Here is a 25,127-nt window from a genome sequence, read left to right as displayed (position 1 = left end):
GGTTCAACCGGCAGCAATGATCTTGTGGCCACGGGCGCAGGTAAGCATGGAGGTCAGCAATTGCTGCGGAGCAACAACGATTGCCACTTGCAATGTTTATAAAAATATCTATCACTAAACATATTGCTAAACATGAGAGTTGAGGAGTTCATGTAGGCATTCTCGCAAATGGGTGAACTTGCGCGGTCGGCGGGGAGCCGGCCTTTGGTTCTGGGAGGAACTTATGCAAAAGAAATCGAAAGCCCTTCTCGGGCTGGCCTCGGCGTTCATCATCTCGTCGGCGCTGCCCAATCTCGCCAAAGCCGACCAGTTGACGCTCTGCTGGGCCGCATGGGATCCGGCAAACGCACTGGTCGAACTCTCCAAGGATTTCACCGCCAAAACCGGCACTGAAATGAAGTTCGAGTTCGTACCGTGGACGAGCTATGCAGACCGCTTCCTCAATGAACTGAACTCCCATGGCAAGCTCTGCGACCTGATCATCGGCGACAGCCAGTGGATCGGTGGCTCGGCTGAAAACGGCCATTACGTCAAGCTCAACGACTTCTTCGACAAGGAAGGCATCAAGATGGATGACTTCGTGCCGGCGACGGTTGTCGGCTATTCGGAATGGCCGAAGAATACGCCGAACTATTGGGCGCTGCCCGCCATGGGCGATGTGGTCGGCTGGACCTACCGCAAGGACTGGTTCGAGCGGCCGGAACTGCAGAAGGAATTCAAGGCAAAGTATGGTCACGATCTCGCGGCGCCAAAGACCTACGACGAGCTGAAGCAGATCGCCGAGTTCTTCCAGAAGCGCGAGATCGATGGCAAGACCGTCTACGGCGCCTCGATCTATACGGAGCGCGGCTCTGAAGGCATCACGATGGGCGTGACCAACGTGCTCTACGATTGGGGCTTCCAATACGACAACCCAGACAAGCCCTACGAGATGGAAGGCTTCGTCAATTCGCCCGATGCGGTCAAGGGACTGGAGTTCTACAAGGCGCTCTATGACTGCTGCACACCGCCCGGCAGTTCCAACGTTTACATGGTTGAATCCGCCGACGCCTTCAAATCCGGCCAGGTGGCCATGCAGATGAACTTCGCCTTCACATGGCCGGGTCTCTACAAGGATGAGAAAGTCGGTGGCGACAAGATCGGCTTCTTCCCCAACCCGGCGGAAAAGAAACATTTCGCCCAGCTTGGCGGACAGGGTATCTCGGTCGTCTCCTACTCCGACAAGAAAGACGCGGCACTGCAGTACATCAAGTGGTTCGCCCAGCCTGAAGTGCAGGCCAAGTGGTGGCAGCTCGGCGGCTACTCGTGCCTGAAGTCAGTTGTGAACGCCCCGGACTTTGCGTCCAGCCAACCATATGCCCAGGCATTCCTGGACTCGATGGCGATCGTCAAGGATTTCTGGGCAGAGCCAAGCTACGCAACCCTCCTGCAGGACATGCAGAAGCGCGTTCATAACTATGTCGTGGCCGGCAACGGCACTGCTCAGGAGGCGCTCGATGGCCTCGTGAAGGACTGGACCGAAGTCTTCAAGGACGACGGCAAGATCTAGTGTCCGGCTGGACGCAAAACATTCTTGCCAGAATGGCGGCCCGGATTGCCAAGACTGCCGGGCCGCCACGTGTCTCACATACGCAAAGACCAGGTGACACCTTGAACATTTCATCTTCCTCCATGGTCGAAAAGGCAGCTGACGCGACTGCGAGGGCGACGCCGACATCGGTCGCACGCCGTGTCCGAGGACTATCCGACCGAGCGATTGCCTGGTTGTTCATTGCACCGGCCATCATCCTGCTTCTCGCCATCAACATCTTCCCGCTCATCTGGGCGATCTATCTGTCGTTCACGAACTATCGTGCCAACCGCCCGAATGCGCCTGTTCTGAACGTCGGATTTAGCAACTACCAGCGTGTCCTGAACGACCCCGATATCTGGCAGGCCATGCAGACGACGGCGCATTTCGTGTTTTGGACGATCCTGCTGCAGACGGTTATCGGCTTTACGCTCGCCTATCTGATCGACCGCAAGTTTCGTGGCCACGCGTTCTGGACGACGCTCATCCTGATACCGATGATGCTGTCTCCGGCTGTTGTCGGAAATTTCTGGCGCTTTCTCTACGAGCCGCAGATTGGTCTTTTCGCCTACGCGGTTTCGCTCATCACCGGCATTCCGACCGCCGACATACAGATGCTCGGCAGTGTCACGCTGGCGCCTTGGGCCATCATCATTGTCGATACCTGGATGTGGACGCCTTATGTCATGCTGATCTGCCTCGCGGGCCTGCGATCCATCCCGGACTACATCTATGAGGCAGCCGAGGTCGACCGTGCCTCCCCATGGCGGCAATTCTGGTCGATCACCGTCCCGATGGCCCTGCCTTTCATCATGCTCGCCGTACTGTTCCGCGGCATCGAGAACTTCAAGATGTTCGACATGGTTACACTGCTGACAGGTGGCGGCCCGGGTTCGACCACCGAAGTGGCCTCGATCACCTTGAAGCGTACGGCCTTCGAGAGCTGGGCGACAGGGCGGGCGTCTGCCTTCGCCATCATCCTCTTCGTTGCCGTGTTCGGCCTCGCCAACATCTACGTCAAGGCACTTAACAGGGTGAAGCAACGATGAGCTCCGTCACCTCAGCCCATTCCGTCGTCGAACCGAGCCGGGCCAACAAACGGATCGCCGGCACCATCGTGATCCTCTACGCCCTGATCACCATGATCCCGCTCGTCTGGATCTTCCTGACCAGCATCAAGTCTCCGCCGGACTCCATCAGCTATCCTCCGAAGATCATCTTCACACCGACGCTGGAAGGCTACTGCAACCTCCTGACAACAAGGACGCGGCAGACGCCGGAATACATCGCCTCCCTGCCCGCGCCGACCGGCACCTGCGACGAGGTCACCCGCAAGCGCAACATGGTGATCGCCGGTCCTTCGAATTTCCTGCCGCGCTTTGCCAACTCGCTGGTGATTGCCTTCGGCTCGACATTCCTGGCCGTCTCATTGGGAACGCTGGCCGCCTATGGCTTCTCGCGTTTCAGGGTCCCCCTTGCCGACGACCTGTTGTTCTTCATCCTGTCGACACGCATGATGCCGCCGATCGCCGTCGCCATCCCAATCTATCTCATGTATCGGGAGCTTGGTCTTTCCGACACGGCGCTGGGCATGATCCTGCTTTACACCGCGGTCAACGTCTCCCTTGCAGTCTGGCTCCTGAAGGGCTTCATCGACGAGATCCCACGGGAGTACGAGGAGGCAGCGATGATCGACGGCTACACGCGGCTGCAGGCTTTCTGGAAAGTCGTCCTGCCGCAAGCAACGACCGGCATTGCCGCCACCGCGATCTTCTGTCTGATCTTTGCCTGGAACGAGTATGCCTTTGCGGCACTGCTGACATCGGGCGAAGCCCAGACGGCACCGCCCTTCATTCCGACCATTATCGGCGAGGGCGGTCAGGACTGGCCGGCGGTCGCGGCGGGAACAACGATCTTCCTGATCCCGATCCTCGTCTTCACCATTCTCCTGCGCAAGCAGCTCTTGCGTGGCATCACCTTCGGAGCGGTCCGCAAATGACCCACCTCATAGAAACACCGCGCCCCCCATCCCGCCCGAAGCGCCCGTTCTTTCTGCGTCGCGGTCCAATGGAAAATATCGCAACCGCGTTGATTGCCATCGGCTTCCTCATGCTTTTCCAGCCATTCCTGTTGGTGCTCTACACCTACTCGCTGGTGACGCTGCTTGCGGGAACGGCCATGTTCATCATCGTCTCGAAGTTTCCGGAGTGAGCCATGGCGGACATCAGAATAGAAAATCTCCGCAAGCAGTTTGGCAGCTTCGTTGCTGTGCAGGATTCAAGCTTCACCATCCATGACGGCGAATTCCTGGCACTGCTTGGTCCGTCCGGCTGCGGCAAGACGACGACGCTGCGCATGATCGCCGGTCTGGAACTGCCGACCAGCGGCAAGATCTATCTTGACGGCGAAGACGTCACCTTCAACCGCGCCAGCGCGCGCGATATCGCTTTCGTCTTCCAGCTCTTCGCGCTCTATCCGCATATGAACGTGCGCAAGAACATCGCCTTTCCGCTGCTGTCGCAAGGCATGCCGAAGGCCGAGATCCGCCAGCGCGTCGAGGAAACCGCGCGGCTGCTGCAGATCGATCATATCCTTGACCGGTCGGTCTCCGGACTTGCCGGCGGCGACCGGCAGCGTGTGGCGCTTGGTCGCGCCATCGTGCGCCGTCCCAAATGCTTCCTGATGGACGAACCGCTGGGGACGCTCGACGCCGAATTTCGCGAGGTCATGGTTCACGAACTTCGTGAACTGCACAACCGCATTCAAGCGACGACGGTGTACGTCACCCATGACCAGCATGAGGCGATGGCGATGGCCGACAAGATTGCCGTCATGAACCATGGGGTCATCGAGCAATTCGGTACGCCCCAGGAAATCTACAGCAAGCCCGCCACCATGTATGTCGCCGATTTCATCGGCTCGCCGTCGATGAATTTCATGCGCTTCACCTCGGGGCTGCAGACAGGCGCGCGATCCGTCTCGCTGCATGGGGTCGATGTCGCCGTTCCCGAGGTGCACCAGGACCTGGCCGAGGCCGAATTGGCACTCGGGGTTCGGCCTGAGCATATTCGCCTGAGCGATACGTCGCCCTTGAGGGGAGCGGTTTATGGCAGCGAATACCTCGGGACCAATCAGGTCGTGACGATCGAGACGTCGAGCGGCGTCATCAAGGCGCGAGTTCCGGCAAACCGCAACTTCCGTATCGGCGAGACGGTCGGTCTTGACTTCAATTCGGCCAAGCTCGCGCTGTTTGACTGCCAGTCGGGCCGCGCCATTGCTTCGGCACTCTACTCGGAGGCCGAGCATGGCTGACATCGTCCTCAAGGGCCTCGACAAGCGTTTTGGCGACACGCAGGCTCTGTCTGATCTCAACCTTTCAATCCGCGATGGCGAGTTCGTCGTCCTGCTTGGGCCGACCGGTGCCGGCAAGACGACGACGCTGCGCCTCATCGCCGGCCTGGAACGACCGGATAGCGGTCGCATCGAGATCAATGGTCGCAACGTCTCGGGCGAAGCGCCCGCCGAGCGCGACGTCGCCTTCGTCTTCCAGCAATATTCGCTCTATCCGCACATGACGGTTTACGACAACCTCGCCTTCCCGCTGCGAGCGCCTGTGCGCAAGCTGGGGGCTGAAGAGATCGACCGTCGCGTGCGCGAAATTGCGCGTATGGTCCGGATCGACCACAAGCTTGAGAACCGTTCGACGCGTCTGTCGGGCGGCGAAATGCAGCGTGTCGCGATCGGCCGGGCGTTGGTACGTCGGCCCGCCATCTACCTGATGGACGAGCCCCTCTCGTCGCTCGATGCGAAGCTGCGTGCCGAACTGCGCCTGGAACTCAAGCGGATCCAGGAGGAACTCGGTTCTACCTTGCTTTACGTGACCCACGACCAGGTCGAAGCCATGACGATGGCGGATCGGATCGGCATTGTTGCTGGAGGCAGGCTGTTGCAGGTCGGGACGCCGCGTGAAATCTACGGCAATCCCACCAGCCTCGATGTCGCTGCCCGGCTTGGCCAACCGCATATCAACCTGCTGCCCGCCGATCTCCTGCCAGGCGCCAATCCGCCGCCAGGTACCAGGACGATCGGTGCGCGAACCGAGCATCTCGATATCATGGTCGAAAAGAATGCCAATGCCGAAATCGACTGGATCGAGCACCTTGGCGACCAGAACCACCTTCACATCCGGGTGCGCGACCACAAGCTCGTCACACTTGCCGATCCATATCTCGCAATCCGGCCGGGTGATCGAATCAGCCTCACTTTACGCGATCCGCTCTATTTCGACGCCAGCGGCCAGCGTCTGGGCTAGAATTGAACGATACAAAACACACTGCATAAAAGACGGGTCTCTCTCCATGAAACATTTCTTCAATCGCCGGGAAACCATTGTTACCGAAGCCCTCGATGGTCTGCTCCTGACAAGCAGTGCCGGTCGTCTTGCCCGTCTCGATAGCTTCCCCGACATCAAGGTGATCCTGCGCGCGGATTGGGATAAATCGAAGGTCGCGATCATCTCCGGCGGCGGCGCGGGTCACGAGCCCTCGCATGCCGGCTTCGTCGGCAAGGGCATGCTGACAGCAGCTGTATCGGGCGAGATCTTTGCTTCGCCGAGCGTCGATGCCGTGCTGACGGCCATCCGTGCGGTAACGGGCCCCAAGGGCGCCCTGCTGATCGTCAAGAACTATACGGGCGACCGGCTCAACTTTGGCCTCGCTGCCGAAAAGGCCCGTGCCGAAGGCTTCGATGTCGAGATGGTGATCGTTGCCGACGATATTGCCATCCCCGAAATCAACCAGCCCCGCGGCGTTGCCGGTACCTTGTTTGTGCATAAGATCGCCGGCTACCACGCCGAAGCAGGAGCCGGCCTGAAGACGGTCGCCGCACAAGCGGCTGCCGCAGCCCGAGATATCGTTTCACTCGGCATGTCGCTTTCGACCTGCAGCGTTCCCGGTCAGGCGCATGAGGATCGGCTCGGCGCCAATGAAGGGGAGCTTGGCCTCGGCATCCATGGCGAGCCCGGTGTCGAGCGGATCGCCTTGCAACCGGTTGTCGACCTTGTCGCGACGATGACCGAGCGACTGGCCGCAAGACTGGATGGTGCACATGACCACGCACTGTTGATCAACAACCTTGGCGCCGTGCCGCCGCTTGAGATGGGCGTCATTGCCAATGCCGTGTTGTCCTCGCCGGTCACGCGTCGCGTGCGCCTGATCGTCGGACCGGCGCCGATGATGACCGCGCTCAACATGAACGGTTTTTCGCTTTCGCTCATTCGGCTGGACGCTGCTCGCGAAGCCGCGCTGAAGTCCGCAGTCGGGCCGCATGCCTGGCCACCCGTCGCCGAACGGCACGAGATCGCCATCGTTCCCGCCCCGGATAAGATATCTGGCCGGGATGAAGTGGCCTCGGCCAGCGATGACAGCCGGAGCCGTCGCCTTTTGACGGCGGTCTGCGAGCATCTGATTTCCCTCGAGAGCGAGTTGAACCGCCTCGATGGCCGCGTCGGTGATGGCGATACCGGTTCCACCGTGGCAACAGGGGCGCGTAGCGTTCTTTCCCGCATCGACACGCTGCCGCTGAAGGATGCTGGCGCCACCATGGCCTCGATCGGTGAGATCCTGAGCACGAGCATGGGCGGCTCCAGTGGCGTACTGCTCTCGATCTTTTTTACGGCCGCCTCCAAGGCCATGGCGGAAAAGGCTGATATAGCCGCTGCCCTGCTTGCCGGGCTCGATCGGATGACGTTCTATGGAGGAGCCGGCATCGGCGATCGTACCATGGTCGACGCGCTGGCGCCCGCACTCGCGGCCTTGGCATCAGGTGATGTCGCGGCCGCGGCGAAGGCTGCGGCTACCGGTGCTCAATCGACAAAGGCGATGCTGAAGGCGAAGGCCGGTCGCGCCTCCTATGTCGGTGAGAAGGATCTGGAGGGAGTGCCGGATCCGGGGGCTGTCGCTACGGCGGGCGTGTTCGAAGTCGTTGCAGCGCTGGCATGAATTGGCGATTGGAGGATATCGGATGCAGGCAGAACCGGTTCTTCTTACGGGATTGATCGAGACTTGCCGGGCAACGATTGCGGCAAACAGCGAACATCTCTGCGCGCTTGATCGGGCGATTGGGGACGGTGACCACGGAACGAATATGCGCCGTGGCTGCGACGCAGTCAGCGCCGAGGAAGCCTCTGTTGCAACTCTTCCCTTGCCCGACGCGCTTGAAAAGATCGGACTGACGCTCGTTATGAACATCGGTGGCGCGGCCGGCCCTCTCTATGGCACACTGCTCATGGAGATGGGTCGCGAGCTCCGTGCATTGAACCAGAACCAAGATTTTCCAGCGGTACTGAGGCAGGCAATTGATGCGGTCGCCCGTCGAGGCCGCTCGCATGCCGGGGACAAAACCCTTCTCGATGTTCTCTATCCGGTTCAGGACGCACTCGCGCATTGTTCATCTTTGACGGACATCGCACGTCAAGCCGAAGTTGCTGCCGAGCGGACGTCTGCCATGAGGGCGATGCGCGGCCGGGCTTCCTATCTCGGCGACCGGTCAATCGGCCATGTCGATCCGGGCGCTTCAAGTTGTGCGCTTCTGACAACCGCGATCTGCCGCTATCTCGAGGAGCACCGCAGCGCATGAATGCGAAGACGCCAAACGTCGGAATTGTAATTGTCTCCCACTCGCCGCTCATTGCGCGTGGCACCGCCGATATGGTGCGGCAAATGGTGGGCGACAGCGTGCCGCTCGCCTGGTCCGGTGGCAACAGTCACGGCGAGTTGGGAACGGATGCCGGCGGAATTCTCAAAGCCATCGAAGAGGCCTGGTCGGACGCCGGCGTAGCCGTCTTCGTCGATCTGGGTGGAGCTGAAACCAACAGCGAAATGGCAATCGAAATGCTCGGCTCGCCCCGGTCCAAGCGGGTATCGATCTGCAACGCCCCTATCGTTGAAGGAGCCGTTATCGCCGCTGCCGAGGCCTCCGGTGGCGCCTCACTGACCAAGGTGGTCGCAACGGCAGAGGAGCTCTCACCCTGATGAGCAGTGGATTGCGCATAGGAACCCATGAGGCAGGGCAGGTCCATGCCAGTTGCCAGACGGAGGTCGAGGTCAAGCATGGCGTCGGACTGCATGCCCGGCCTTCGGTGACGTTCACGCGGCTGGCAAAGTCGTTCCCCTGCTCCATCGAGGTCGCTGTCAATGGCAGCGACGTCTGGCTGAACGGCAAGAGCATCATCAAGATCATGGGCGCCAAGATCCGCAAGGGCTCGGTGCTTAAGATTCGCGCCGACGGAATCCTCGCCGAAGAAGCGATCCGGGCATTGAAGGGCCTCGTCGAGCGCAATTTCGATGAGGAAAAGAAGCATGGCCGCCCCGCTTAGATTGAAAGGCACGAGCGCGGCGCCAGGTGTTGCCAACGGACCGGCCTTCGTCGCCGAACCAATGGCCCCTGCCCCGTCACCGCCATCAAGCATCTCCGGCCATGCCGAACTCGCCAGCGCAGTCGACACCGCCATCCGCGAACTGCGGGACCTTGGCACCGGGGCAGACTCCGAGGGCGGCGACATCGTCGAGTTTCAGATTGAGGTGCTCCGCGATCCAACGCTGACCGAGATGGCCGGCGCGCGTATCGATGCGGGTGAAAATGTAGCTTTCGCCTGGATCGGAACGCTCGATGGTTACATCCGGGAACTGGAATGCTCGGAAGAAGATCAACTAAGGGCGCGTGCCGTCGACATTCTGGACATCAAGAACCGCGTCCTCTCCGTACTCACCGGAACGCCCGTCGACGACTTTCCAGCCGGATCCATCTATGTCGGAAAGGACATGGAGCCCAGCCGCTTCCTCGCCCATGACTGGTCGGCAGGCGGCGGTATCGTTCTCTTCGGAGGGAGTGCCGTCGGCCATGTCGCCCTGCTTGCCAAATCCCGGTCCGTTCCGATGGTAATCGGTACCGGCCGCTTCGCGACGGAGGAAGGGCAACACATGGGAGTCGACGGTGATTCAGGTATTGTCATTCTTAAGACAGCCAAGGACCATGCGACGTCGACGCAAGTCAGCCGTCCGCCAACAAGCACCGCACCGCCACTCGACAGCGGAATCCTGCATACCGCGGACGGAGCGCAGGTCCTCTTGTCCGTCAATGTCAATGCTCCTGACGAAATCGATGCGATCCCGGTCGCGACAACCGCCGGAATAGGGCTGATGCGCTCGGAGTTCGCGGTGACGTCGCTCGGTGATGCCGCAAACGAAGAAAAGCAATTTGAGATCTATCGCCGCCTCCTGGATTGGGCGGATGGCCGGTCCGTGACAATCCGTATGTTGGATATCGGTGGCGACAAGCCGCTCTCCGGCCTCACGGAAATGTCCTCGTTGCGCGGCATTCGTCTTCTTCTAGCCCGGCCCGAAATTGCGCGCGTTCAAGCTCGCTCGCTTTTGCGCGCCGCGGTCTTCGGCAATCTTCGCATCATGCTGCCGATGGTGACATTTCCGTCTGATGTCGACGATATCAGGCAGATCTATCGCGACGAATCCAGCCTGCTCGCAAGCAGGGGTGTGCCGCACCGTATTCCCCCGATCGGCATGATGGTGGAGGTCCCGGCGGCGGCCCTCATGCTCGATCAATTCGAAAATGCAGACTTCTTTTCGTTTGGTACAAATGACCTTTCGCAATACCTGGTCGCTTCCGCACGCGAGCAGGCCGACTTTGCTCGTTATCAGGCCCGCGCAGTGCCCGCAGTGCTGCGCCTCGTGGCACGGGCGGTCAAGCTTGCCGGCAAAAAACCAGTCAGCATTTGCGGAGACATGGCCGGCGATCCATCCCGTATCTCTGATCTTCTCGCCGTCGGTCTGCGGCATTTTTCCGTGGCGCCAGATCGGCTTCCCACGATAAGATCGGCCATAGTCGGTCTGAATGCCGATGGAACAAGGGCAGCCGGAGAATAGGGATGGCGCGCGAAGACACCGAAGACGCCATTATCGCCTATAAGAATATTCTGGCGCAGATCATCGAAAACCGGCCTTCGGGAACCCGTCAGCGGCTGGCGACGGAACTCGGCAAGCATCGCAGCTTCGTCACCCAGATAACCAGCCCCATTTATGCGACGCCTCTTCCTGCGCGTCATCTTGCGACGATCTTCCGGGTTTGCCATTTCAGCGCCGCCGAACAGGAACGCTTTCTCGACGCTTATCAGATCGCCCATCCCGGCAAACTGCCGGAATTAGGCGCCTCGGAGAAATTGCGACACCTTTCCATCATGGTGCCTGACTTCGGTGACGAACGACGCAACCGGCTGCTTGAAGAGGCAATCACCGACTTGGTGCAAAAGATCGCTGCAATTTCGGGATCGCCGGATTGAACGGACCATTGCGCGCGACGAGGCGCTAGATGATCATCGCCTTGGGAGGGGCTTGATGAAGAAATTCATGAATACAGCGGAAACAATGGTCGCCGAAAGCCTCGACGGGTTCGTGCGCGCCCATGAGGACTTCGTTGTGTTCGGCGCTGATCGTAAATTTGTCCGCCGTTGCCACCTCGTTCCGGGCAAGGTGGCAATCATCTCCGGCGGTGGCGCGGGTCACGAACCAATGCATATCGGTTTCGTCGGTCGCGGCATGCTCGATGCAGCATGTGTCGGGCATATCTTCACTTCTCCTACTCCGGACCAGATCGTTGGCGCGATCGAGGAAACGGATACCGGGGCTGGCTGCCTGCTCGTGGTGAAGAACTACGACGGCGATGTCATGAATTTCGAAATGGCGGCAGAGATGGCATCGAGCCGCCACAAGATTGAAATGGTGATCGTGAGCGACGACATCGAAACGGCGCGGACGCAGGACGGGCGCGGCCGACGCGGTGTTGCCGGTACCGTGATCGTTGAGAGACTTCTCGGCGCTGCGGCCGAAAAGGGAATGGCGCTCGCCGAATTGAGAGCCCTTGCCGGTGATCTTTCGCACCGCGTCAGATCGATGGGTGTCGCTTTGACTGGCGTAACGGTTCCTCACACGCAGCGATCAACCTTTGCGCTCGGCCCGAGTGAGATAGAAATGGGCGTTGGCATTCACGGGGAACCAGGCCACGAGAGAGAGCCCTTCTCCAACGCAGATGCCATCGTCACGCATCTGAGCGCGACAGTCTTCAACGAAGTCGCCCCGGTTGCGGACAAGGCATTGCTTTTCGTGAATGGCCTTGGCGGCACGCCACCGGCCGAACTTTATCTCGCCTACAATACTGCCCACCGCTTCATGACGGATCATGGCCTGAGGATCGTACGCTCGCTCGTCGGCACTTACGCCACCTCCCTCGATATGCAGGGCCTTTCCGTCACGCTCGCCATCCTCAGTGAGGAAGAACTTCTCCTGTGGGATTCGCCCGTTGCGACGGCGGCGTTGCGCTGGGGGTGCTAATTTAGGCTCGAGCAATTGCTCCCGTGGAACTGGGCCGTCAAGCAAATTGCACCGAATGGGGCGGAGCCCCCTACATTCAGAACCTCAGGACATCATCGTGAGACACGGAACCACAGAATTTTCCGGCGTTAGGTAGCAAAGACCACCAAAAGCAGCTTAGGCATCCGATTTACTACAGAAATTACCGACGTTATGGAGCAAGCGCCACATGCGTCAGGCGGCGCGTTGGGAGCGGCAATGCGCCCACGCTGTCGCCTCTACCGACGCGGTCTTACCAGTGTTTCTGGGGTTATCAGATGCAGCCGCTCGTTTTCTTTCGCCAAACTCTCGACATCGCTTGAAAAACCACTTCTACTGAAAAACAGGTAGTGCTTGCCCGTCGCTCCTTCCCCGTAAGTCGTTTTCTCGGATCGCTCACGCAACAATCGGACGTGGCCAAGGTCGATCACGCGCGATCGCCATTTGCATTCGCCATAGAAAAATGCACCATCCAACAATCGCCCCGCGACATCGATGTCGAAATCGGCGTGACCCCAAATCTGGCCAACCTCCTGCGTCGGAACCGCAAGGACCTCCTGCAGATGAAGCCTTGCAAATTGAAGGGTGATCGGTTCGAACGCAATCCCCATATATTCGGAGAACCGAGCCTCCACGACGCGGTCGTAAACCTCCTCGCCAAACCCGCTGCTGATCGCGCTCAGGTTTGGTCGCACGAAACGATGCCAGAACGACATCAGGCTGTCTGCAACGCGATAGCGGCGGTTTCGGCCCTTTTCGTCGGCATCCAGCGATTTCGAATTTTCGATCAAATCAAGCGCGAGCAGTTTTGCCAGGTACGGCCCAATACCGTCTGCTTTGACACTCAGTCGGTTTGCGATCTCCGACTTAGTGTTGCAACCGTCAGATATAGCCGCAACCACGCTTGAGTAAAAGGACGGCTCTCTGAGTTCGGTCTGCAGCAGCGTGTTCGGTTCGTCGATCAGGGTGCCTGTCTCTGTGAGCAAGAGTTTGATGACGTTGTTGCGGAGCGGTTCCTGAGCGTCGCAAAGCTGAAGATAGTAGGGAATGCCGCCGAAAATCGCATAGGTTCTGATAATGTCGACGGCCGTGTACTCCGGGAAAAACTTGGCGACGTCGACAAGGGGCAAGGCCTTCATGTCGAGCGACAGGGTTTTTCGCCCGTAAAGCGGGTTCCGTTCCGCCAACAGGTCTTCCATTTGAGAAATGGCAGAGCCGCAAAGGATCAGTTTCATCGCCCCATCTGCAAGTGCGCCGGAATCCCAGAATTTCTGCACGATCGATGGCAGTGCTGGCTCGTTATCAAGCAGATAGGGAAATTCGTCGATCGTGACGATCAATCCCGGATGCTCGCCGGCACGCTCGGCAACATAGTGCAGTACCCCCTCCCAGCTTGACAGGGCTTCGAGCTGTGGCTTTGATCCGATTGCCTTTCCGACATCGGATTTGAACTGTTCCAGGTTCAAAAGTGATGAGACGCGGGTCGCCTGAAAGTAGATTTCTGGGCGGTTCTTGGCGGCCTCCCGAAGGAACCGCGATTTGCCGATCCGCCGTCGGCCAAATACGATGATGAGGGAAGGTCGTTGCGAATCCAATTCGATCCGCACCAGCTTGAGTTCACGTTCGCGCCCGAGAAACTGCATATGCCTTCCTTATGGTAATTATAATTACCGTAATCGTGATTACCTTAATCGTGTTTACCTTATTGACGATCAGTTTGTCAAGTTCTGCGCGCTACAGGCTCTCCAAACCGCGTTCGAAGTGCGTGCCTTTACGGCGGCCGGTTTTGAAGATCCGGTAACCGGCAGCTTAAATGCAGGCATCGCTCAATGGTTGATTGGCAGCGGCATCGCTCCTTCGTCATACATTGCCAGCCAGGGTAGCGTCCTTGGACGGGAAGGACGTGTTTATGTGGAGCTGGTCGAAGATCGGATTTGGATCGGTGGCGACGTCACGACTTGTATCGAGGGCGTCGCAGCCGTCTAATTTGAACGCCCGCCAACGAAATTACAGCCTCCGCGGCCTCGGCCGTATGGTTACCGCACTGCCGTATATCGCCAGAGAGAATCGTGCAGTCTCGGTTGGCTTGGTGGAACGCCTCGGAGGCAATAAAAGGGGTCAGTCTCTTACTGCACCCGAACGTTGCTTCGGTCGAAGAAGTGCAGTCTCTCTGCCTTGGCGGCAATCCGCACCGGGGCGTCGATCTCTATTCTTGATCGGCCCGCGACACGAAAGACAACATTGGCGCCGGTCGGCAGCGTTGCGTGAACGTAGCTTTCAGCGCCGATCAGTTCGACAGCGGCGACGCGCGCCTCGGTAATAAGGGCTGCGGGTTCTGCGCCTTCCGCCAGATAGAAATCCTCTGGGCGGATGCCGATGGTGGCGGTCTCGGCTGGAAGAAGGTCCGGGTTGCTCAATGTCAGGCTCGGATTGTCGGTCGAAAACAGGTTCATCGCCGGCGAGCCGATGAAGGTCGCGACGAAGGTTGTTGCGGGTTTCTCATAGAGCTCGATCGGTGTGCCGACCTGCTCGATCAGGCCGCCGTTCAGGACGACCAGCCGGTCGGCGAGGGTCATCGCCTCCATCTGGTCATGCGTGACGTAAACGCTGGTGGTTGCAAGTGTCCGCTGAAGGCGCTTGATCTCGACCCGCATCTGTACGCGCAGCTTGGCGTCGAGGTTGGAGAGCGGCTCGTCGAAGAGAAAGGCGGCGGGCTCGCGAACGATCGCCCTGCCCATCGCCACGCGCTGGCGCTGGCCACCTGAAAGCTGGCGCGGCTTGCGCTCAAGGTAGGGCTCGATCTCGAGCGAAGCAGCCGCCTTGGCAATGCGCCTGTCGATCTCGTCCTTTGGCGTGTTGCGGTTCTTCAAGCCATAGGCGAGGTTCTGGCGCACGGTCATATGCGGATAGAGCGCATAGTTCTGGAAGACCATGGCGATGTCCCGCTCGGAGGGCTCCAGCTCGTTGACCCTACGCCCGCCGATCCCGATCTCGCCGGCAGTGATACTTTCCAGCCCGGCGATCATACGCAGCAGCGTGGACTTGCCGCAGCCCGAGGGGCCGACGAGGACGAGGAGTTCGCCGTCGGCGATGTCGAGCGACACGCCCTTGATCACGTCGATGCCGCCGCCATAGGACTTGCGGACGTCGTTAAGCTTGATTCCGGCCATTATTTCTCCGTTTCCACCAGACCTTTGACAAACCAGCGCTGCATGAGCACGACGACGAGGACTGGCGGGATGATTGCCAGGATCGCCGTCACCATCACGAAGTTCCACGGGGTCGCCGCATCTGCAAAATCCACCATCTTGCGCAAGCCGATGATGATCGTTGTCATGCGCGCGTCGTTGGTCACGAGCAGCGGCCAAAGATATTGTGTCCAGCCGTAGATGAAGAGGATGACGAAAAGCGCGGCGATATTGGTGCGCGATAGCGGCAGCAGGATATCGCGCATGAAGCGGAAGGGACCGGCGCTGTCGATACGTGCCGCCTCGACCAGCTCGCCCGGGATCGTCAGGAAGAACTGCCGGAACAGGAAAGTCGCCGTCGCTGACGCCATCAGCGGCAGCGTCAGACCGGCGTAGGTGTCGATCATGCCGAGATCGACGATCACCTTGTAGGTCGGCAGGATACGGACTTCGACCGGCAGCATCAGCGTGATGAAGATCATCCAGAAGAAACCCATGCGGAAGGGAAAACGGAAGAAGACGATCGCGAAAGCCGACAGGAAGGAAATCGCGATCTTGCCGACCGCAATGACGAAGGAAACGACGAAGGTGTTCCAGAGCATCCGCTCGAGACTGACACCGACGGTGCGTTCGACACCACCGAAGAGCGCTTCGCCGTAATTTCCGGAGAAGTGCGCACCCGGCAGCAGCGAGATCGGCGGTCGCAGGATCTCCGCCGAGCTCATCGTCGAGGCGACGAAGGTGTAGTAGATCGGAAAGGCGACGATGACGATGCCGAGGATCAGCATCAGGTGGCCGAGAAGCGTGGCCAGGGGACGTTTTTCGATCATCAGCCTTGCTCACCCATAATGAACGCGGCGTTCCACGAAGCGGAACTGGAAGGCGGTCAACGCGATCACGATTGCCATCAGGATGACCGATTGCGCCGCCGAGGAGCCGAGGTTGAGATTGACGAAGCCATCGTTGAAGACCTTGTAGACCAGCGTTTCGGTCGCCCGTGCCGGACCACCTCCGGTAACCGCGTGGATGATGCCGAAAGTGTCGAAGAAGGCGTAAACGGTATTGACCACAAGCAGGAAGAAGGTGGTCGGCGCCAAGAGCGGGAAGACGATCGTCCAGAAGCGCCGGCTGCCGCGCGCACCGTCGATCGCCGCCGCCTCGATCAGCGATTTCGGGATCGCCTGCAGCCCGGCCACGAAGAAGAGGAAATTATAGCTGATCTGCTTCCAGGCGGCCGCGACAATCACCAGCAGCATGGCCTGGTTGCCGTTCAAGAGTGGATCCCAGCCGAAGCCGTTTCGGCGCAGCAGATAGGCAAAGGTGCCCATGGCGGGATTGAACATGAAGAGCCAGAGCATGCCGGCAACGGCGGGCGCGACGGCATAGGGCCAAATCAGCAGCGTCCGATACAAGCCCTGCCCGCGCACCACCTTGTCGGCGGCGGTCGCAAGCGCGAGCGCCAGGACCATGGACAGCAACGCCGTCGAGATGCTGAAGACAACGGTTACCTGCAGCGAGTTCAGATAATTCTCGTCAGAGAGAACCGCCCGGAAATTGGCGAGGCCGACAAAACCGCTCTTGAGTCCGAAGGGATCCTCGCGCTGCGTCGACTGGTAGAGCGCCTGGCTTGCCGGCCAGAAGAAGAAGACCACGGTAAGCACGATCTGAGGCGCGACCAGGAGATAGGGAAGGATCTTGTTGGGAAAAACAACACGCTGCAAATGAGGCTCCTGACAAACGGTAGTAACCGCCCGCGGCTTTGACCACGGGCGGCAAGAGACGTCTGTTAGTTGCCCAGGGCTTGCTGGATCGCCGCATTGCCTCGCTCGACCGCCTTGTCGAGGGCCGCTTTGGCATCCTGCTTGCCGGCGAGCATGGCCTCGAATTCCTCGTTCATGATGTCGCGGACCTGAGGCAGGTTGACGAGACGAACGCCCTTGGAATTTTCGGTCGGCGCCTTGCCCATCATCTGCAGGATCGGCGTTTCGCGAGCAGGGTTCTTGTCATAGAAGCCGGACTTCTTCGTGTCCTCGTAGGCCGCCATGGTGACCGGCATGTAGCCCGAAACCTGATGCAGTCGCGCCTGGATCTTGGTCTGGGAGAGGAAATGGAAGAACTCGGCGATGCCCTTGTATTCCGCATCCGACTTGCCGGCGAAGACCCAGAGGCTCGCGCCTCCGGGGATCGTATTTTGCGGCCGCCCCTCCCCATCATAATAGGGCAGTTGACCGATGCCGTAGTTCATCCCCGACTTGACGATGTCGCCGAGGCCACCCGAGGATTCCGTCATGATCGCGCATTCGCCGGAGGTGAAGAGTTGCTTTGCCTCCGAGGTCCTGCCGCCGTATCGGAAGGTGCCGTCCTTGGCGAGATCGGCGATCGCCTGGAAATGCTGGACGAAGAGTGGCGAGTTGAATTCGAGCTTCACATCCGTGCCGCCAAGCCCGTTTTCGTTGGTGCCGTAGGCGACGTTGTTCCAGGCGGCAAGGTTTTCCGTCTGGATCCAGGTCAGCCATGTTGAGGTGAGTCCGCAAGGGGCTGCGCCGCTCGCCTTGATCTTCTTTGCTGCCTCGAAGACATCAGGCCAGGTTTTCGGCGGCGTCTCCGGATCGAGGCCGGCTTTCTTGAAGACATCCTTGTTGTAGTAAAGGATCGGCGAAGAGGAGTTGTAGGGGAAGGACAGCATCGTGCCGTCCGGCTTCGAGTAATAGGCGACGATGCCGGGCAGATATTCAGTCTTGTCGAACTTGTAACCGCCCTTCTCCAGCACCTGGGCAGCCGGCATGACGGCGCCCTCTGCCCCCATCATGACGCCGCTACCGGCGTCAAAGACCTGCAGGATTGCCGGTGGCTGCTTGGCGCGGAAGGCGGCGATGCCGGCGTTCAGGGCTTCCGGATAGGTGCCCTTGAACACCGGGACGATCTTGTACTCGCTCTGGCTCTCGTTGAACTCCTTGGACAGCTTTTCGACGACCTCGTTATTGGCGCCTGCCATGGCATGCCACCATTGCAGTTCGGTCACCGCAAAGGCGTGCTGGGCACCGGCCGAAAGGGCCGCGGCTGCGACGGAAACGAAAAGTAGACGTTTGGACATAATTCCTCCCTGTGGTTTTGGCGATCGTCTGCGACCTTTTCCGGACGATCCTCCTCGATCGTTCCGGAAATCCTCTTCTGTCTTTTCCCGAAAGCGGCGAACTCCTAATGCAAAGCTGTGCAATCGAGGAGAACTAGGACGCTTTCGCAATCTGTCGAGCATCGGAGCGAAGATCGCCTCAAAGGCCGGCGATACTCCTCAAATCCTCGATCGCGCCTGGCGCGGCGGCAAGCACCGGCGCGCCTTTCGTGAGCATCTCGCCCTGTGTCGGGAAAGGGTGGTACCAGCCGCCCGCCTCTTTCACCAGGCAATAGCCGGCCATGCAGTCCCAGGCATGCATGTAGGGCTCGTAATAGCCAACCAGCCGGCCCGCCGCGACATAGGCGAGCATCAGCGCGCCGGAGCCGTTGCGCACGAAATTGCCGCCGGCGTCCAGCAGGCTTTCGACCATCTTCCCGACAAAGGCCGGCGTGACGTAGTTGTTGGCACCGATTCCCGTCACCGCGTTGCGAATGTTGCGCGAGGGGTCGAGCGTCAGCGTCTTGCCATTAAGCGTCGCACCCATGCCTGATGCTGCGGCATAGAGTTCGCCGTGGCAGGGCGCGGAAATGACGCCAAGCACCGGAACGTCGTCGTGCAGAAGGCCGATCGAAACACACCAGTTCGGCATGCCGTTGACGAATGGGCTTGTGCCGTCAATCGGATCGACGACCCAGGTGAAGCCCGAGGAGCCATGTTCGAGCCCATACTCCTCGCCGAGGACACCGTCGCCCGGATAGGCTTGATGAAAGCGGGCGCGGATCAGGTTCTCGACTTCGCGATCGGCGATCGAAACGACGTCCTGGGGGTCGCGCTTGGTCTCGATGACGAGGGTTTCGCGCTTCCTGAAATAATCGAGCGCCACTTCGCCTGCCTCACGGGCAACCGCCTCAGCAAGCGCGAGACGGGCTTCGAGACCGGAGATGACATGCGACGTCATGAACTAATATCCTTCTTGTCAAAACGGGATTGGGGTCAACCGATAATGGCGATGCCACGGCTCTTGAAGCCGATCGTCACTTCCGTTCGCGGCGCGAGCGCCTGTTCGACAGCCGGGTCGACGACGAAAAGCGTACCGTTGCTCGTCTTGACCTCGTATTCGACACGGTCGCCAAGATAGGCGGCATGGGTGATCTCGCCATTGAACGATCCATCGGAGGTACGCGGCGCAAGGGTGATGGCGTTCGGACGAATGGCGAGCTGCGCCGGTCCGGTGCGGATGTTACGGCCAGCAACCCGATGCTGCAGCCCCTCGACGCTGATCGTCGCGCTGTCGCCCTCGACGCCGACGATGTCGCAGGGCAGCACGTTGGCCTCTCCCATGAAGTCGGCGATGAAGGCGGAGGCCGGCGCGTCGTAGAGGTCGCGCGGCGCACCAGCCTGTGCGATCTGGCCATCCTTCATGACAATGATGCGGTCGGAAACGGCAAGGGCTTCGTCCTGGTCATGCGTGACATAGACCGCGGTGAAGCCGAGACGCTGCTGAAGATCGCGGATCTCAGTGCGCACCCGCCGGCGAAGGCGGGCGTCGAGATTGGAAAGCGGCTCGTCGAGCAGCAGGACCTGCGGCTCCAGCACCAGGGCGCGGGCGACGGCGACGCGCTGTTGCTGGCCACCGGAAAGCTCGGCCGGCAGGCGCTGGCCCATGCCGGCGAGACCGACCAGCTTCAACCCCTCCTCCGCCCGCTCGCGGGCCTCCTTGCGGCGAATGCGGGAGGATTCGAGGCCATAGGCGACATTATCGAGCGCCGTCATGTGCGGAAACAGCGCGTAGGACTGGAACACCATCGAGACGTCGCGCTCGTTAGCCGGAAGGGCCGTGACATCCTTGCCGCCGATCAGGATCCGGCCGGCCGAGGGATGCTCCAGTCCGGCCAGCATGCGCAGCGTCGTCGTCTTGCCGCAGCCCGATGGTCCGAGCAGCGTGACGAGCGTACCCGGCTCGATGGTCAGCGATAGATCAGGGATGGCTGTGAAGGCACCGAAGGTCTTGCGGACATTTTCGAAGACGACGGAACCGGCGGCGGTATTGCTCATGCGGTTTTCTCCTGACCGAGAGGCGCGGAAGCGGCTTTACCGGCAAGCGCGACGCGGTTTTCGCGCCACAGCCGGCGCTCGCCGACGAGAAGCTGGAAGCCGGCGATGATGGCGATCATCACCAGGATAAGCGCCGAGGAATAGGCGATCGCCACGCCGTATTCGCCGTTCTCGACAAGGCCGACAATATAGGCGGTGGACATGTTGTACTTCGCGCTGACCAGAAAGATGACCGCGCTGATCGAAGTGATTGCGCGGACGAAGGAATAGACGAGTGCTGCGGTGATTGCTGGCCGAAGCAGCGGCAGGATAACCCTGCGGATGGTGCGGAAGCTGTCGGCGCGCAGTGTCAGCGACGCCTCGTCGAGGCTCTTGTCGAGCTGGCTCATGGCCGCCACGCCGCCGCGCACGCCGACCGGCATGTTGCGGAAGACGAAGCAGGCGACGAGGATCAGCGCTGTGCCGGTCATTTCGAGCGGCGGCAAGTTGAAGGCCATGATGTAGCTGATGCCGATAACGGTGCCGGGAATGGCAAAGCTCATCATCAGCGCAAATTCGAAGAGGTTGCGGCCGACGAACCGCTGACGAACGATCAGATAGGCCGTCAAGAGGCCGACGGCTGCTGTCAGCGGCGCGGAGATCAGGGCGATCTCCATGGTCGTCCAGAAGGAGTTCCAGGCGACGCCCGTCCAGGCAATGCCGCCGTCGTCGCGCCAGCCGATCGAGAAGGCCTTCACGTAGTGCTCGACGGTAAGCGTGTTGTCGAGGCCCCAGGTGCGGACAAAGCCGCCGAAGAGGATCATAGCGTAGACGACGATGGTAAAGATCATCCAGGGAATGACGATCGCATGCACGCCGATCGAAAGCCCGCGCGGCAGGGCGATATGGGCGCCCGAATCCCCCTTGCCCGTAACGGTCGCGAAACTCTTGCCGGCGAGCCAGAAGCGCTGCGCGATGAAGGCCGACATGGTGAAGAGAAGCAGGATCATCGCAAGGACGGCGGCCCGTGACGGATCGTTCTGCGAGCCGACGACGGCGAAGAAGATCTCCGTCGACAGCACGCCATGGCTGCCACCAAGCACCATCGGATTGCCGAAATCCGCCATGCTCTCGATGAAGGCGATCAGAAACGCGTTGGCGAGGCCGGGCTTCATCAGCGGCAACGACACCCGCCAGAAGGTGCGCCAGCGGTCGGCACGCAAGGTTTGAGACGCCTCCTCCATCGAGGGGCTGACGCCTTCCACCACGCCGATGAGCACGAGGAAAGAGATCGGCGTGAAGGAAAGAACCTGGGCGATCCAGATGCCCGTCAGCCCATAGAGCCAGCGGCCCGGTTCCGCGCCAAGAAGAGTTGCCACCGTTTGGGTGACGACGCCGGCACGCCCGAAGAGCAGCGTCAGCGCCAGACCGACGACGAAGGGCGGCGTGATGATCGGCAAGATCGTCAGCAGCCTTAACCCCTTCTTGAAGGGGAACCGCGTGCGCGTCGCAACCAGCGCAAAGCAGAGGCCGAGAAGCGTCGCGCCGCTGGCCGTCAGGATCGCGAGCCAGAGTGTGCGCCAGGCGACGCCGCACCGATCGCCACCAACCACGCAGTCGAGACTCCAGACTGACGAGTCCTGAATATTGGTCACGAACCCGCTCGGATCAAAGGACCCGTCGAAGGCCTGAAAGGCGCCGACGAACATGCTGCCTACCGGGTAGAAGACAAAGATTGCGACCAGCACGATCAACATGACGATGGCGCCGACAAGAAAGGCATCACCTTTCATGACGCCGCGTTCGGCAAGCCCGAAGGAAAAGAGAAGCACGAAAACGATGCCGGCAAGGATGGCGCCGGCACCCATCGAGGGCTGCCCATCGTTGAGCGTACCGAAAAGCACTTCGCTGATCGTCCAGCTCCAGCCGGAGAAGGTAATTGCCAATCCCTGCAGCGCCAGGAAGGCAAAGCCGAGGCCACCTGCCACGGCAAGCAGCCGACCGCGGCGGATCGGATCGGACATCAGGCGCGCCGAGCCTCCCGCCAACAGGAACGCAAGGGCGCCGGCAAGCCACCAGCGTCCGTGCATCAATATCTGCAAAACGCCAGGCGCGGCGGCAGGGTCAGCTGGAAAGCCCGAAAGCCAGCCGAAGCTGTAAAAGCCACCTTCGATCCGGTACCACGGAAAGAGAACGAAGGCAGCAAGGCCGAGAAGAAGAGCGACATCGAGCCGTCGATTGCTATGTGTCATGGTCGGGTCCGCGTCTTCATCCGGTTTCAGTTTTGCCTTCGGGCCGAACATAGTCCGGCCCGGGCACGGGCGAAGTCAGGTTCAGTTCGCCTTGGCGCCGATCTCCTTGTCCCAGCGAGCAAGAAGCGCCTTGCGAACATCGGGATCGCCGTATTTCGCGAAATCGTAATCGATGAGCTTGATGTCCTCGAACTTCGGCGCCTCCTTCGGCACCTCGGCGGATTTGTTGGACGGAAGCTGATAGGACTTCGCCTCCTTCATGTGCGACTGCGCTTCGGCGGAAAGCGCCCAATCGTACCATTTCTTGGCGTTTTCCAGGTTCTTGGCGCCCTTGACGATCGACATCGAGCCGATTTCGTAGCCCGTGCCTTCGCATGGCGCGACGGCCTTGACCGGGAAGCCCTCGACGGTCTGGGCGACCGCGTCGTGCATGAAGACGATACCGATGGTGGATTCACCGCGCGCGGCCGCCTTTACCGGCGCCGAACCGGACTTGGTGTATTGAGAAACATTGGCGTTCAGCTTCGAGAGATAATCGAAAGCCTTGTCCTCGCCCATGATCTGCACCAGCGTGGCAAGCGTGTTATAGGAGGTGCCGGACGAATTCGGATTGGCGATCTGGATCTCACCCTTGTAGCTCGCATCGAGCAGGTCAGCCCAGCATTTCGGCTCCTTCAGCCCCTTCTTGGCAAGGATTTCAGAGTTGTAGCCCCAGCCGAGCGCGCCGGCATAAACGCCGACGGTGCGGAACTTGGCGCTCTCGGCCTGCTTCTTGGCCCAGTCTTGGAGCTGATCGAAAAGCGGCGACTTGTATTCCTGGGTCAGGCCTTCGGCGGCTGCCTGGAGATGGGGATCGCCGGTGCCGGCCCACCAGATATCCGTCTTCGGGTTGCGTGCCTCGGCACGGATCTTCGCATAGGTCTCGCCAGCCGACAGGCGAACCATGTTCACCTTTATGTCGGTCTGCTTCTCGAACAGAGCCTTCATCAGGTCGCAGACCTGCGAATCTGCCGAGCAGATGACATTGAGATCGCCGGCGGCATGAGCCGAAAAGGCAACAAAGGATATACCCGCGGCAAGCAATGCCGCGGCCAACTTGACCGGTCGCATGATTTCCTCCTGGTTGTGACGGCGCCTCCACGCCGCTCGCTTTTGCAAGCGTGTGCAGAGCTTGCATACGGGCAAAATAACTGTCAACTCGTTTTTCGCAAAACTGTCATAAAAGTCTTCGTGCAAGACCGCTTGCACGCACGTGCAACAAACGGCTAAGAAAAGACCGTGCGGGAGGGAAAGGTGCGGTCCAAAATTTTCGTTAGTGCACAGGAAGTCGCCGAAAGGGCCGGCGTATCGCGTTCCGCCGTCTCGCGAACCTTCACCCCGGGAGCGAGCGTCTCGGCAGAGACGCGCGAACGGGTGCTGCGGGCGGCAGAGGAGCTCGGCTACCACGTCAACCATCTTGCCCGAGGCCTGATGCGCAACGAAAGCGGCATCGTCTGCCTTATCGTTTCCGAGGTCGCGACGCCGTACCGGTCGGCGCTGCTCAGGGAGCTGACGCTGCAGCTGCAGAATGCCGGCAAGGTGGCGATGTTCATCAACACGGATCGCTCCGACGGCAGCGTCGACCGGGCGCTGCAACAGGCCATCCGTTATCGCGCCGATGCATCGGTCATTCTTTCCGGACTTCCCGACAAGTCGATAACGCAGCTTTGTCTGCGCAATGGCCAGCGCCTGGTGCTGATCAACCGCGACGACGATCAGCCTGGCCCGCTCAGGATCAACCTCGACGACGACGAGGCCGGCGGACGCATCCTGACTGCCTTTGTGCGGGCCGGCTGCCGCCGGCTTGCCTTTGCCAATTCCGAAGCGGGGACGCCTAGTCTCATGGGGCGCGAGCGCGGATTCGTTGCCGGCGCGCGCGCGCTTGGAATGGATGTCATCGTCGAACGTCACGGCTGGACGGGCTATGAGGCCGGGCGCGTTCTCGCCCATCGCCTGCTGACGGCCAAGGAGCGGCCCGATGCCGTCTTCTGCGCCACCGACCTTCTGGCCTGCGGTTTCATGGATGCGGCACGCCACCAGTTCGGCATATCCATTCCGGACGAACTCTGCGTCGCCGGCTTCGACGATATCGAGCAGGCTTCCTGGTCATCCTACGAACTGACGACATTCGCACAGCCGGTCGCCGAAATCGCTTCAAGGGCCGTCGAATGGTTGACCAAGTTCGAGCGGGAGGACGGCCAAGGCGACGTTCAGTCCATCAGGTTGAAGGCCGAACTGCTTTGGCGAAAGTCTATTCGCGCCAGGAAGTCATGACACCGCTACCGGCACTGCGAGCATGCTGCGCAGACGCGCAACGTCGCCCATACCGGCTCGGGGCTGGCGCCGCGACATGACGTCCTGACCACGATCGTCCCCCACAAAAGGGGTCGGCCCTTGATGCGGGCGGTCGAACACCGGATGGCGAAGGTCGACAGCGACAAGGACGATATGGTGCCGGCATCCCTTGTCCGGCCAGGCGAGAGGCAAGGGGTCGTCCATGCCCATTGGCGC

General features: G+C 60.3%; 24 protein-coding genes and 1 pseudogene. 15 read left to right on the top strand and 10 right to left on the bottom strand.

Going from position 1 to position 25,127, the window contains the following annotated elements:
* Nucleotides 1-223 precede the first annotated feature (223 nt).
* From IB244_RS00995 to IB244_RS00935, 13 genes are all read left to right on the top strand, one after another.
* A complete protein-coding gene (locus IB244_RS00995; protein WP_018855614.1) occupies nucleotides 224-1,549 on the top strand; it encodes an ABC transporter substrate-binding protein in 1,326 nt (441 codons plus the stop codon).
* Nucleotides 1,550-1,650: 101 nt separating this feature from the next.
* Nucleotides 1,651-2,619, top strand: coding sequence for a carbohydrate ABC transporter permease (locus IB244_RS00990; protein ID WP_192240164.1), 969 nt, complete (start codon nucleotides 1,651-1,653; stop codon nucleotides 2,617-2,619).
* Nucleotides 2,616-3,569 carry a carbohydrate ABC transporter permease gene (locus IB244_RS00985; protein WP_025658499.1) on the top strand — a complete coding sequence of 318 codons (954 nt, stop codon included), beginning with the start codon at nucleotides 2,616-2,618 and terminating at the stop codon, nucleotides 3,567-3,569. Before IB244_RS00990 ends, IB244_RS00985 begins: the two co-directional genes overlap by 4 nt.
* Nucleotides 3,566-3,781, top strand: a complete 216-nt coding sequence (locus tag IB244_RS00980; RefSeq protein WP_192302831.1) for a hypothetical protein — start codon at nucleotides 3,566-3,568, stop codon at nucleotides 3,779-3,781. The genes IB244_RS00985 and IB244_RS00980 overlap by 4 nt, the downstream gene beginning before the upstream one ends.
* Before the next feature lie 3 nt (nucleotides 3,782-3,784).
* On the top strand, nucleotides 3,785-4,882 hold the full coding sequence (locus IB244_RS00975; protein ID WP_169679810.1) for an ABC transporter ATP-binding protein: 1,098 nt from the start codon (nucleotides 3,785-3,787) through the stop codon (nucleotides 4,880-4,882).
* Nucleotides 4,875-5,882 carry an ABC transporter ATP-binding protein gene (locus IB244_RS00970; RefSeq protein ID WP_169679814.1) on the top strand — a complete coding sequence of 336 codons (1,008 nt, stop codon included), beginning with the start codon at nucleotides 4,875-4,877 and terminating at the stop codon, nucleotides 5,880-5,882. The genes IB244_RS00975 and IB244_RS00970 overlap by 8 nt, the downstream gene beginning before the upstream one ends.
* 46 nt (nucleotides 5,883-5,928) lie before the next feature.
* Entirely contained in the window at nucleotides 5,929-7,569 is a 1,641-nt protein-coding gene (locus IB244_RS00965) for a dihydroxyacetone kinase subunit DhaK (protein ID WP_192302829.1), read from the top strand.
* A 22-nt stretch (nucleotides 7,570-7,591) separates the two neighbouring features.
* Nucleotides 7,592-8,206 (top strand): dihydroxyacetone kinase subunit DhaL, encoded by a 615-nt coding sequence (gene dhaL / locus IB244_RS00960; protein ID WP_169679821.1) that lies wholly within the window; start codon nucleotides 7,592-7,594, stop codon nucleotides 8,204-8,206.
* Nucleotides 8,203-8,601 (top strand): dihydroxyacetone kinase phosphoryl donor subunit DhaM, encoded by a 399-nt coding sequence (gene dhaM / locus IB244_RS00955; RefSeq protein ID WP_018855606.1) that lies wholly within the window; start codon nucleotides 8,203-8,205, stop codon nucleotides 8,599-8,601. Before dhaL ends, dhaM begins: the two co-directional genes overlap by 4 nt.
* Entirely contained in the window at nucleotides 8,601-8,945 is a 345-nt protein-coding gene (locus IB244_RS00950) for an HPr family phosphocarrier protein (RefSeq protein WP_018855605.1), read from the top strand. The genes dhaM and IB244_RS00950 overlap by 1 nt, the downstream gene beginning before the upstream one ends.
* Entirely contained in the window at nucleotides 8,929-10,509 is a 1,581-nt protein-coding gene (locus IB244_RS00945) for a putative PEP-binding protein (protein ID WP_192302827.1), read from the top strand. The genes IB244_RS00950 and IB244_RS00945 overlap by 17 nt, the downstream gene beginning before the upstream one ends.
* A gap of 2 nt (nucleotides 10,510-10,511) precedes the next feature.
* Complete coding sequence (locus tag IB244_RS00940) at nucleotides 10,512-10,922, top strand: hypothetical protein (protein WP_192302825.1); 411 nt, start codon at nucleotides 10,512-10,514, stop codon at nucleotides 10,920-10,922.
* 55 nt (nucleotides 10,923-10,977) lie between these two features.
* On the top strand, nucleotides 10,978-11,970 hold the full coding sequence (locus IB244_RS00935; protein WP_192302823.1) for a dihydroxyacetone kinase subunit DhaK: 993 nt from the start codon (nucleotides 10,978-10,980) through the stop codon (nucleotides 11,968-11,970).
* Nucleotides 11,971-12,227: 257 nt separating this feature from the next.
* Here the strand turns inward: IB244_RS00935 and IB244_RS00930 are convergent, their stop codons facing one another.
* Entirely contained in the window at nucleotides 12,228-13,631 is a 1,404-nt protein-coding gene (locus tag IB244_RS00930; RefSeq protein WP_192302821.1) for an ATP-binding protein, read from the bottom strand.
* 112 nt (nucleotides 13,632-13,743) lie between these two features.
* On the opposite strand from IB244_RS00930, the pseudogene IB244_RS00925 reads away from it, so the two are divergent.
* Nucleotides 13,744-13,974 (top strand): annotated as a pseudogene (locus IB244_RS00925) (phenazine biosynthesis protein PhzF); the annotation flags it as partial.
* A gap of 140 nt (nucleotides 13,975-14,114) precedes the next feature.
* On the opposite strand, the gene IB244_RS00920 reads toward IB244_RS00925, so the two are convergent.
* The 8 genes from IB244_RS00920 to IB244_RS00885 form a co-directional block, all read right to left on the bottom strand.
* Complete coding sequence (locus IB244_RS00920) at nucleotides 14,115-15,158, bottom strand: sn-glycerol-3-phosphate import ATP-binding protein UgpC (RefSeq protein ID WP_192302819.1); 1,044 nt, start codon at nucleotides 15,156-15,158, stop codon at nucleotides 14,115-14,117.
* Nucleotides 15,158-16,006: a sn-glycerol-3-phosphate ABC transporter permease UgpE gene (ugpE, locus tag IB244_RS00915; RefSeq protein ID WP_025658489.1), complete on the bottom strand. Its 849-nt coding sequence runs from the start codon at nucleotides 16,004-16,006 to the stop codon at nucleotides 15,158-15,160. Before ugpE ends, IB244_RS00920 begins: the two co-directional genes overlap by 1 nt.
* A 9-nt stretch (nucleotides 16,007-16,015) precedes the next feature.
* Complete coding sequence (ugpA, locus tag IB244_RS00910; protein WP_062369364.1) at nucleotides 16,016-16,897, bottom strand: sn-glycerol-3-phosphate ABC transporter permease UgpA; 882 nt, start codon at nucleotides 16,895-16,897, stop codon at nucleotides 16,016-16,018.
* Between the two features lie 65 nt (nucleotides 16,898-16,962).
* Nucleotides 16,963-18,270 carry a sn-glycerol-3-phosphate ABC transporter substrate-binding protein UgpB gene (gene ugpB, locus IB244_RS00905; RefSeq protein ID WP_210334192.1) on the bottom strand — a complete coding sequence of 436 codons (1,308 nt, stop codon included), beginning with the start codon at nucleotides 18,268-18,270 and terminating at the stop codon, nucleotides 16,963-16,965.
* 178 nt (nucleotides 18,271-18,448) lie between these two features.
* On the bottom strand, nucleotides 18,449-19,249 hold the full coding sequence (locus IB244_RS00900) for an inositol monophosphatase family protein (protein ID WP_169679839.1): 801 nt from the start codon (nucleotides 19,247-19,249) through the stop codon (nucleotides 18,449-18,451).
* 35 nt (nucleotides 19,250-19,284) lie between these two features.
* Complete coding sequence (locus IB244_RS00895; protein ID WP_169679842.1) at nucleotides 19,285-20,346, bottom strand: ABC transporter ATP-binding protein; 1,062 nt, start codon at nucleotides 20,344-20,346, stop codon at nucleotides 19,285-19,287.
* Complete coding sequence (locus IB244_RS00890) at nucleotides 20,343-22,577, bottom strand: ABC transporter permease (RefSeq protein ID WP_192302817.1); 2,235 nt, start codon at nucleotides 22,575-22,577, stop codon at nucleotides 20,343-20,345. Before IB244_RS00890 ends, IB244_RS00895 begins: the two co-directional genes overlap by 4 nt.
* An 81-nt stretch (nucleotides 22,578-22,658) precedes the next feature.
* Nucleotides 22,659-23,687 (bottom strand): ABC transporter substrate-binding protein, encoded by a 1,029-nt coding sequence (locus IB244_RS00885; protein ID WP_192240155.1) that lies wholly within the window; start codon nucleotides 23,685-23,687, stop codon nucleotides 22,659-22,661.
* 183 nt (nucleotides 23,688-23,870) lie between these two features.
* On the opposite strand from IB244_RS00885, the gene IB244_RS00880 reads away from it, so the two are divergent.
* Entirely contained in the window at nucleotides 23,871-24,890 is a 1,020-nt protein-coding gene (locus IB244_RS00880) for a LacI family DNA-binding transcriptional regulator (protein WP_169679850.1), read from the top strand.
* On the opposite strand, the gene IB244_RS00875 is transcribed toward IB244_RS00880, so the two are convergent.
* Nucleotides 24,885-25,121 (bottom strand): hypothetical protein, encoded by a 237-nt coding sequence (locus IB244_RS00875; RefSeq protein ID WP_192302815.1) that lies wholly within the window; start codon nucleotides 25,119-25,121, stop codon nucleotides 24,885-24,887. The two genes, IB244_RS00880 and IB244_RS00875, sit on opposite strands and share 6 nt — an antisense overlap.
* Nucleotides 25,122-25,127 lie beyond the last annotated feature (6 nt).

Source organism: Rhizobium sp. RHZ02 (genome assembly GCF_014851575.1).
Classification (GTDB): domain Bacteria; phylum Pseudomonadota; class Alphaproteobacteria; order Rhizobiales; family Rhizobiaceae; genus Rhizobium; species Rhizobium altiplani.
Note: the sequence above shows the minus strand (reverse complement) of the source record. Positions and strands in the feature narration are given on the sequence as shown.

Bases quoted from the DNA above. Each gene is read 5' to 3' on its own strand.
- IB244_RS00995 (WP_018855614.1), top strand. From the start codon at position 224: ATGCAAAAGAAATCGAAAGCCCTTCTCGGGCTGGCCTCGGCGTTCATC.
- IB244_RS00985 (WP_025658499.1), top strand. From the start codon at position 2,616: ATGAGCTCCGTCACCTCAGCCCATTCCGTCGTCGAACCGAGCCGGGCC.
- IB244_RS00980 (WP_192302831.1), top strand. From the start codon at position 3,566: ATGACCCACCTCATAGAAACACCGCGCCCCCCATCCCGCCCGAAGCGC.
- IB244_RS00975 (WP_169679810.1), top strand. From the start codon at position 3,785: ATGGCGGACATCAGAATAGAAAATCTCCGCAAGCAGTTTGGCAGCTTC.
- IB244_RS00970 (WP_169679814.1), top strand. From the start codon at position 4,875: ATGGCTGACATCGTCCTCAAGGGCCTCGACAAGCGTTTTGGCGACACG.
- IB244_RS00965 (WP_192302829.1), top strand. From the start codon at position 5,929: ATGAAACATTTCTTCAATCGCCGGGAAACCATTGTTACCGAAGCCCTC.
- dhaL (WP_169679821.1), top strand. From the start codon at position 7,592: ATGCAGGCAGAACCGGTTCTTCTTACGGGATTGATCGAGACTTGCCGG.
- dhaM (WP_018855606.1), top strand. From the start codon at position 8,203: ATGAATGCGAAGACGCCAAACGTCGGAATTGTAATTGTCTCCCACTCG.
- IB244_RS00950 (WP_018855605.1), top strand. From the start codon at position 8,601: ATGAGCAGTGGATTGCGCATAGGAACCCATGAGGCAGGGCAGGTCCAT.
- IB244_RS00945 (WP_192302827.1), top strand. From the start codon at position 8,929: ATGGCCGCCCCGCTTAGATTGAAAGGCACGAGCGCGGCGCCAGGTGTT.
- IB244_RS00940 (WP_192302825.1), top strand. From the start codon at position 10,512: ATGGCGCGCGAAGACACCGAAGACGCCATTATCGCCTATAAGAATATT.
- IB244_RS00935 (WP_192302823.1), top strand. From the start codon at position 10,978: ATGAAGAAATTCATGAATACAGCGGAAACAATGGTCGCCGAAAGCCTC.
- IB244_RS00930 (WP_192302821.1), bottom strand. From the start codon at position 13,631: ATGCAGTTTCTCGGGCGCGAACGTGAACTCAAGCTGGTGCGGATCGAA.
- IB244_RS00920 (WP_192302819.1), bottom strand. From the start codon at position 15,158: ATGGCCGGAATCAAGCTTAACGACGTCCGCAAGTCCTATGGCGGCGGC.
- ugpE (WP_025658489.1), bottom strand. From the start codon at position 16,006: ATGATCGAAAAACGTCCCCTGGCCACGCTTCTCGGCCACCTGATGCTG.
- ugpB (WP_210334192.1), bottom strand. From the start codon at position 18,270: ATGTCCAAACGTCTACTTTTCGTTTCCGTCGCAGCCGCGGCCCTTTCG.
- IB244_RS00900 (WP_169679839.1), bottom strand. From the start codon at position 19,249: ATGACGTCGCATGTCATCTCCGGTCTCGAAGCCCGTCTCGCGCTTGCT.
- IB244_RS00895 (WP_169679842.1), bottom strand. From the start codon at position 20,346: ATGAGCAATACCGCCGCCGGTTCCGTCGTCTTCGAAAATGTCCGCAAG.
- IB244_RS00890 (WP_192302817.1), bottom strand. From the start codon at position 22,577: ATGACACATAGCAATCGACGGCTCGATGTCGCTCTTCTTCTCGGCCTT.
- IB244_RS00885 (WP_192240155.1), bottom strand. From the start codon at position 23,687: ATGCGACCGGTCAAGTTGGCCGCGGCATTGCTTGCCGCGGGTATATCC.
- IB244_RS00875 (WP_192302815.1), bottom strand. From the start codon at position 25,121: ATGGGCATGGACGACCCCTTGCCTCTCGCCTGGCCGGACAAGGGATGC.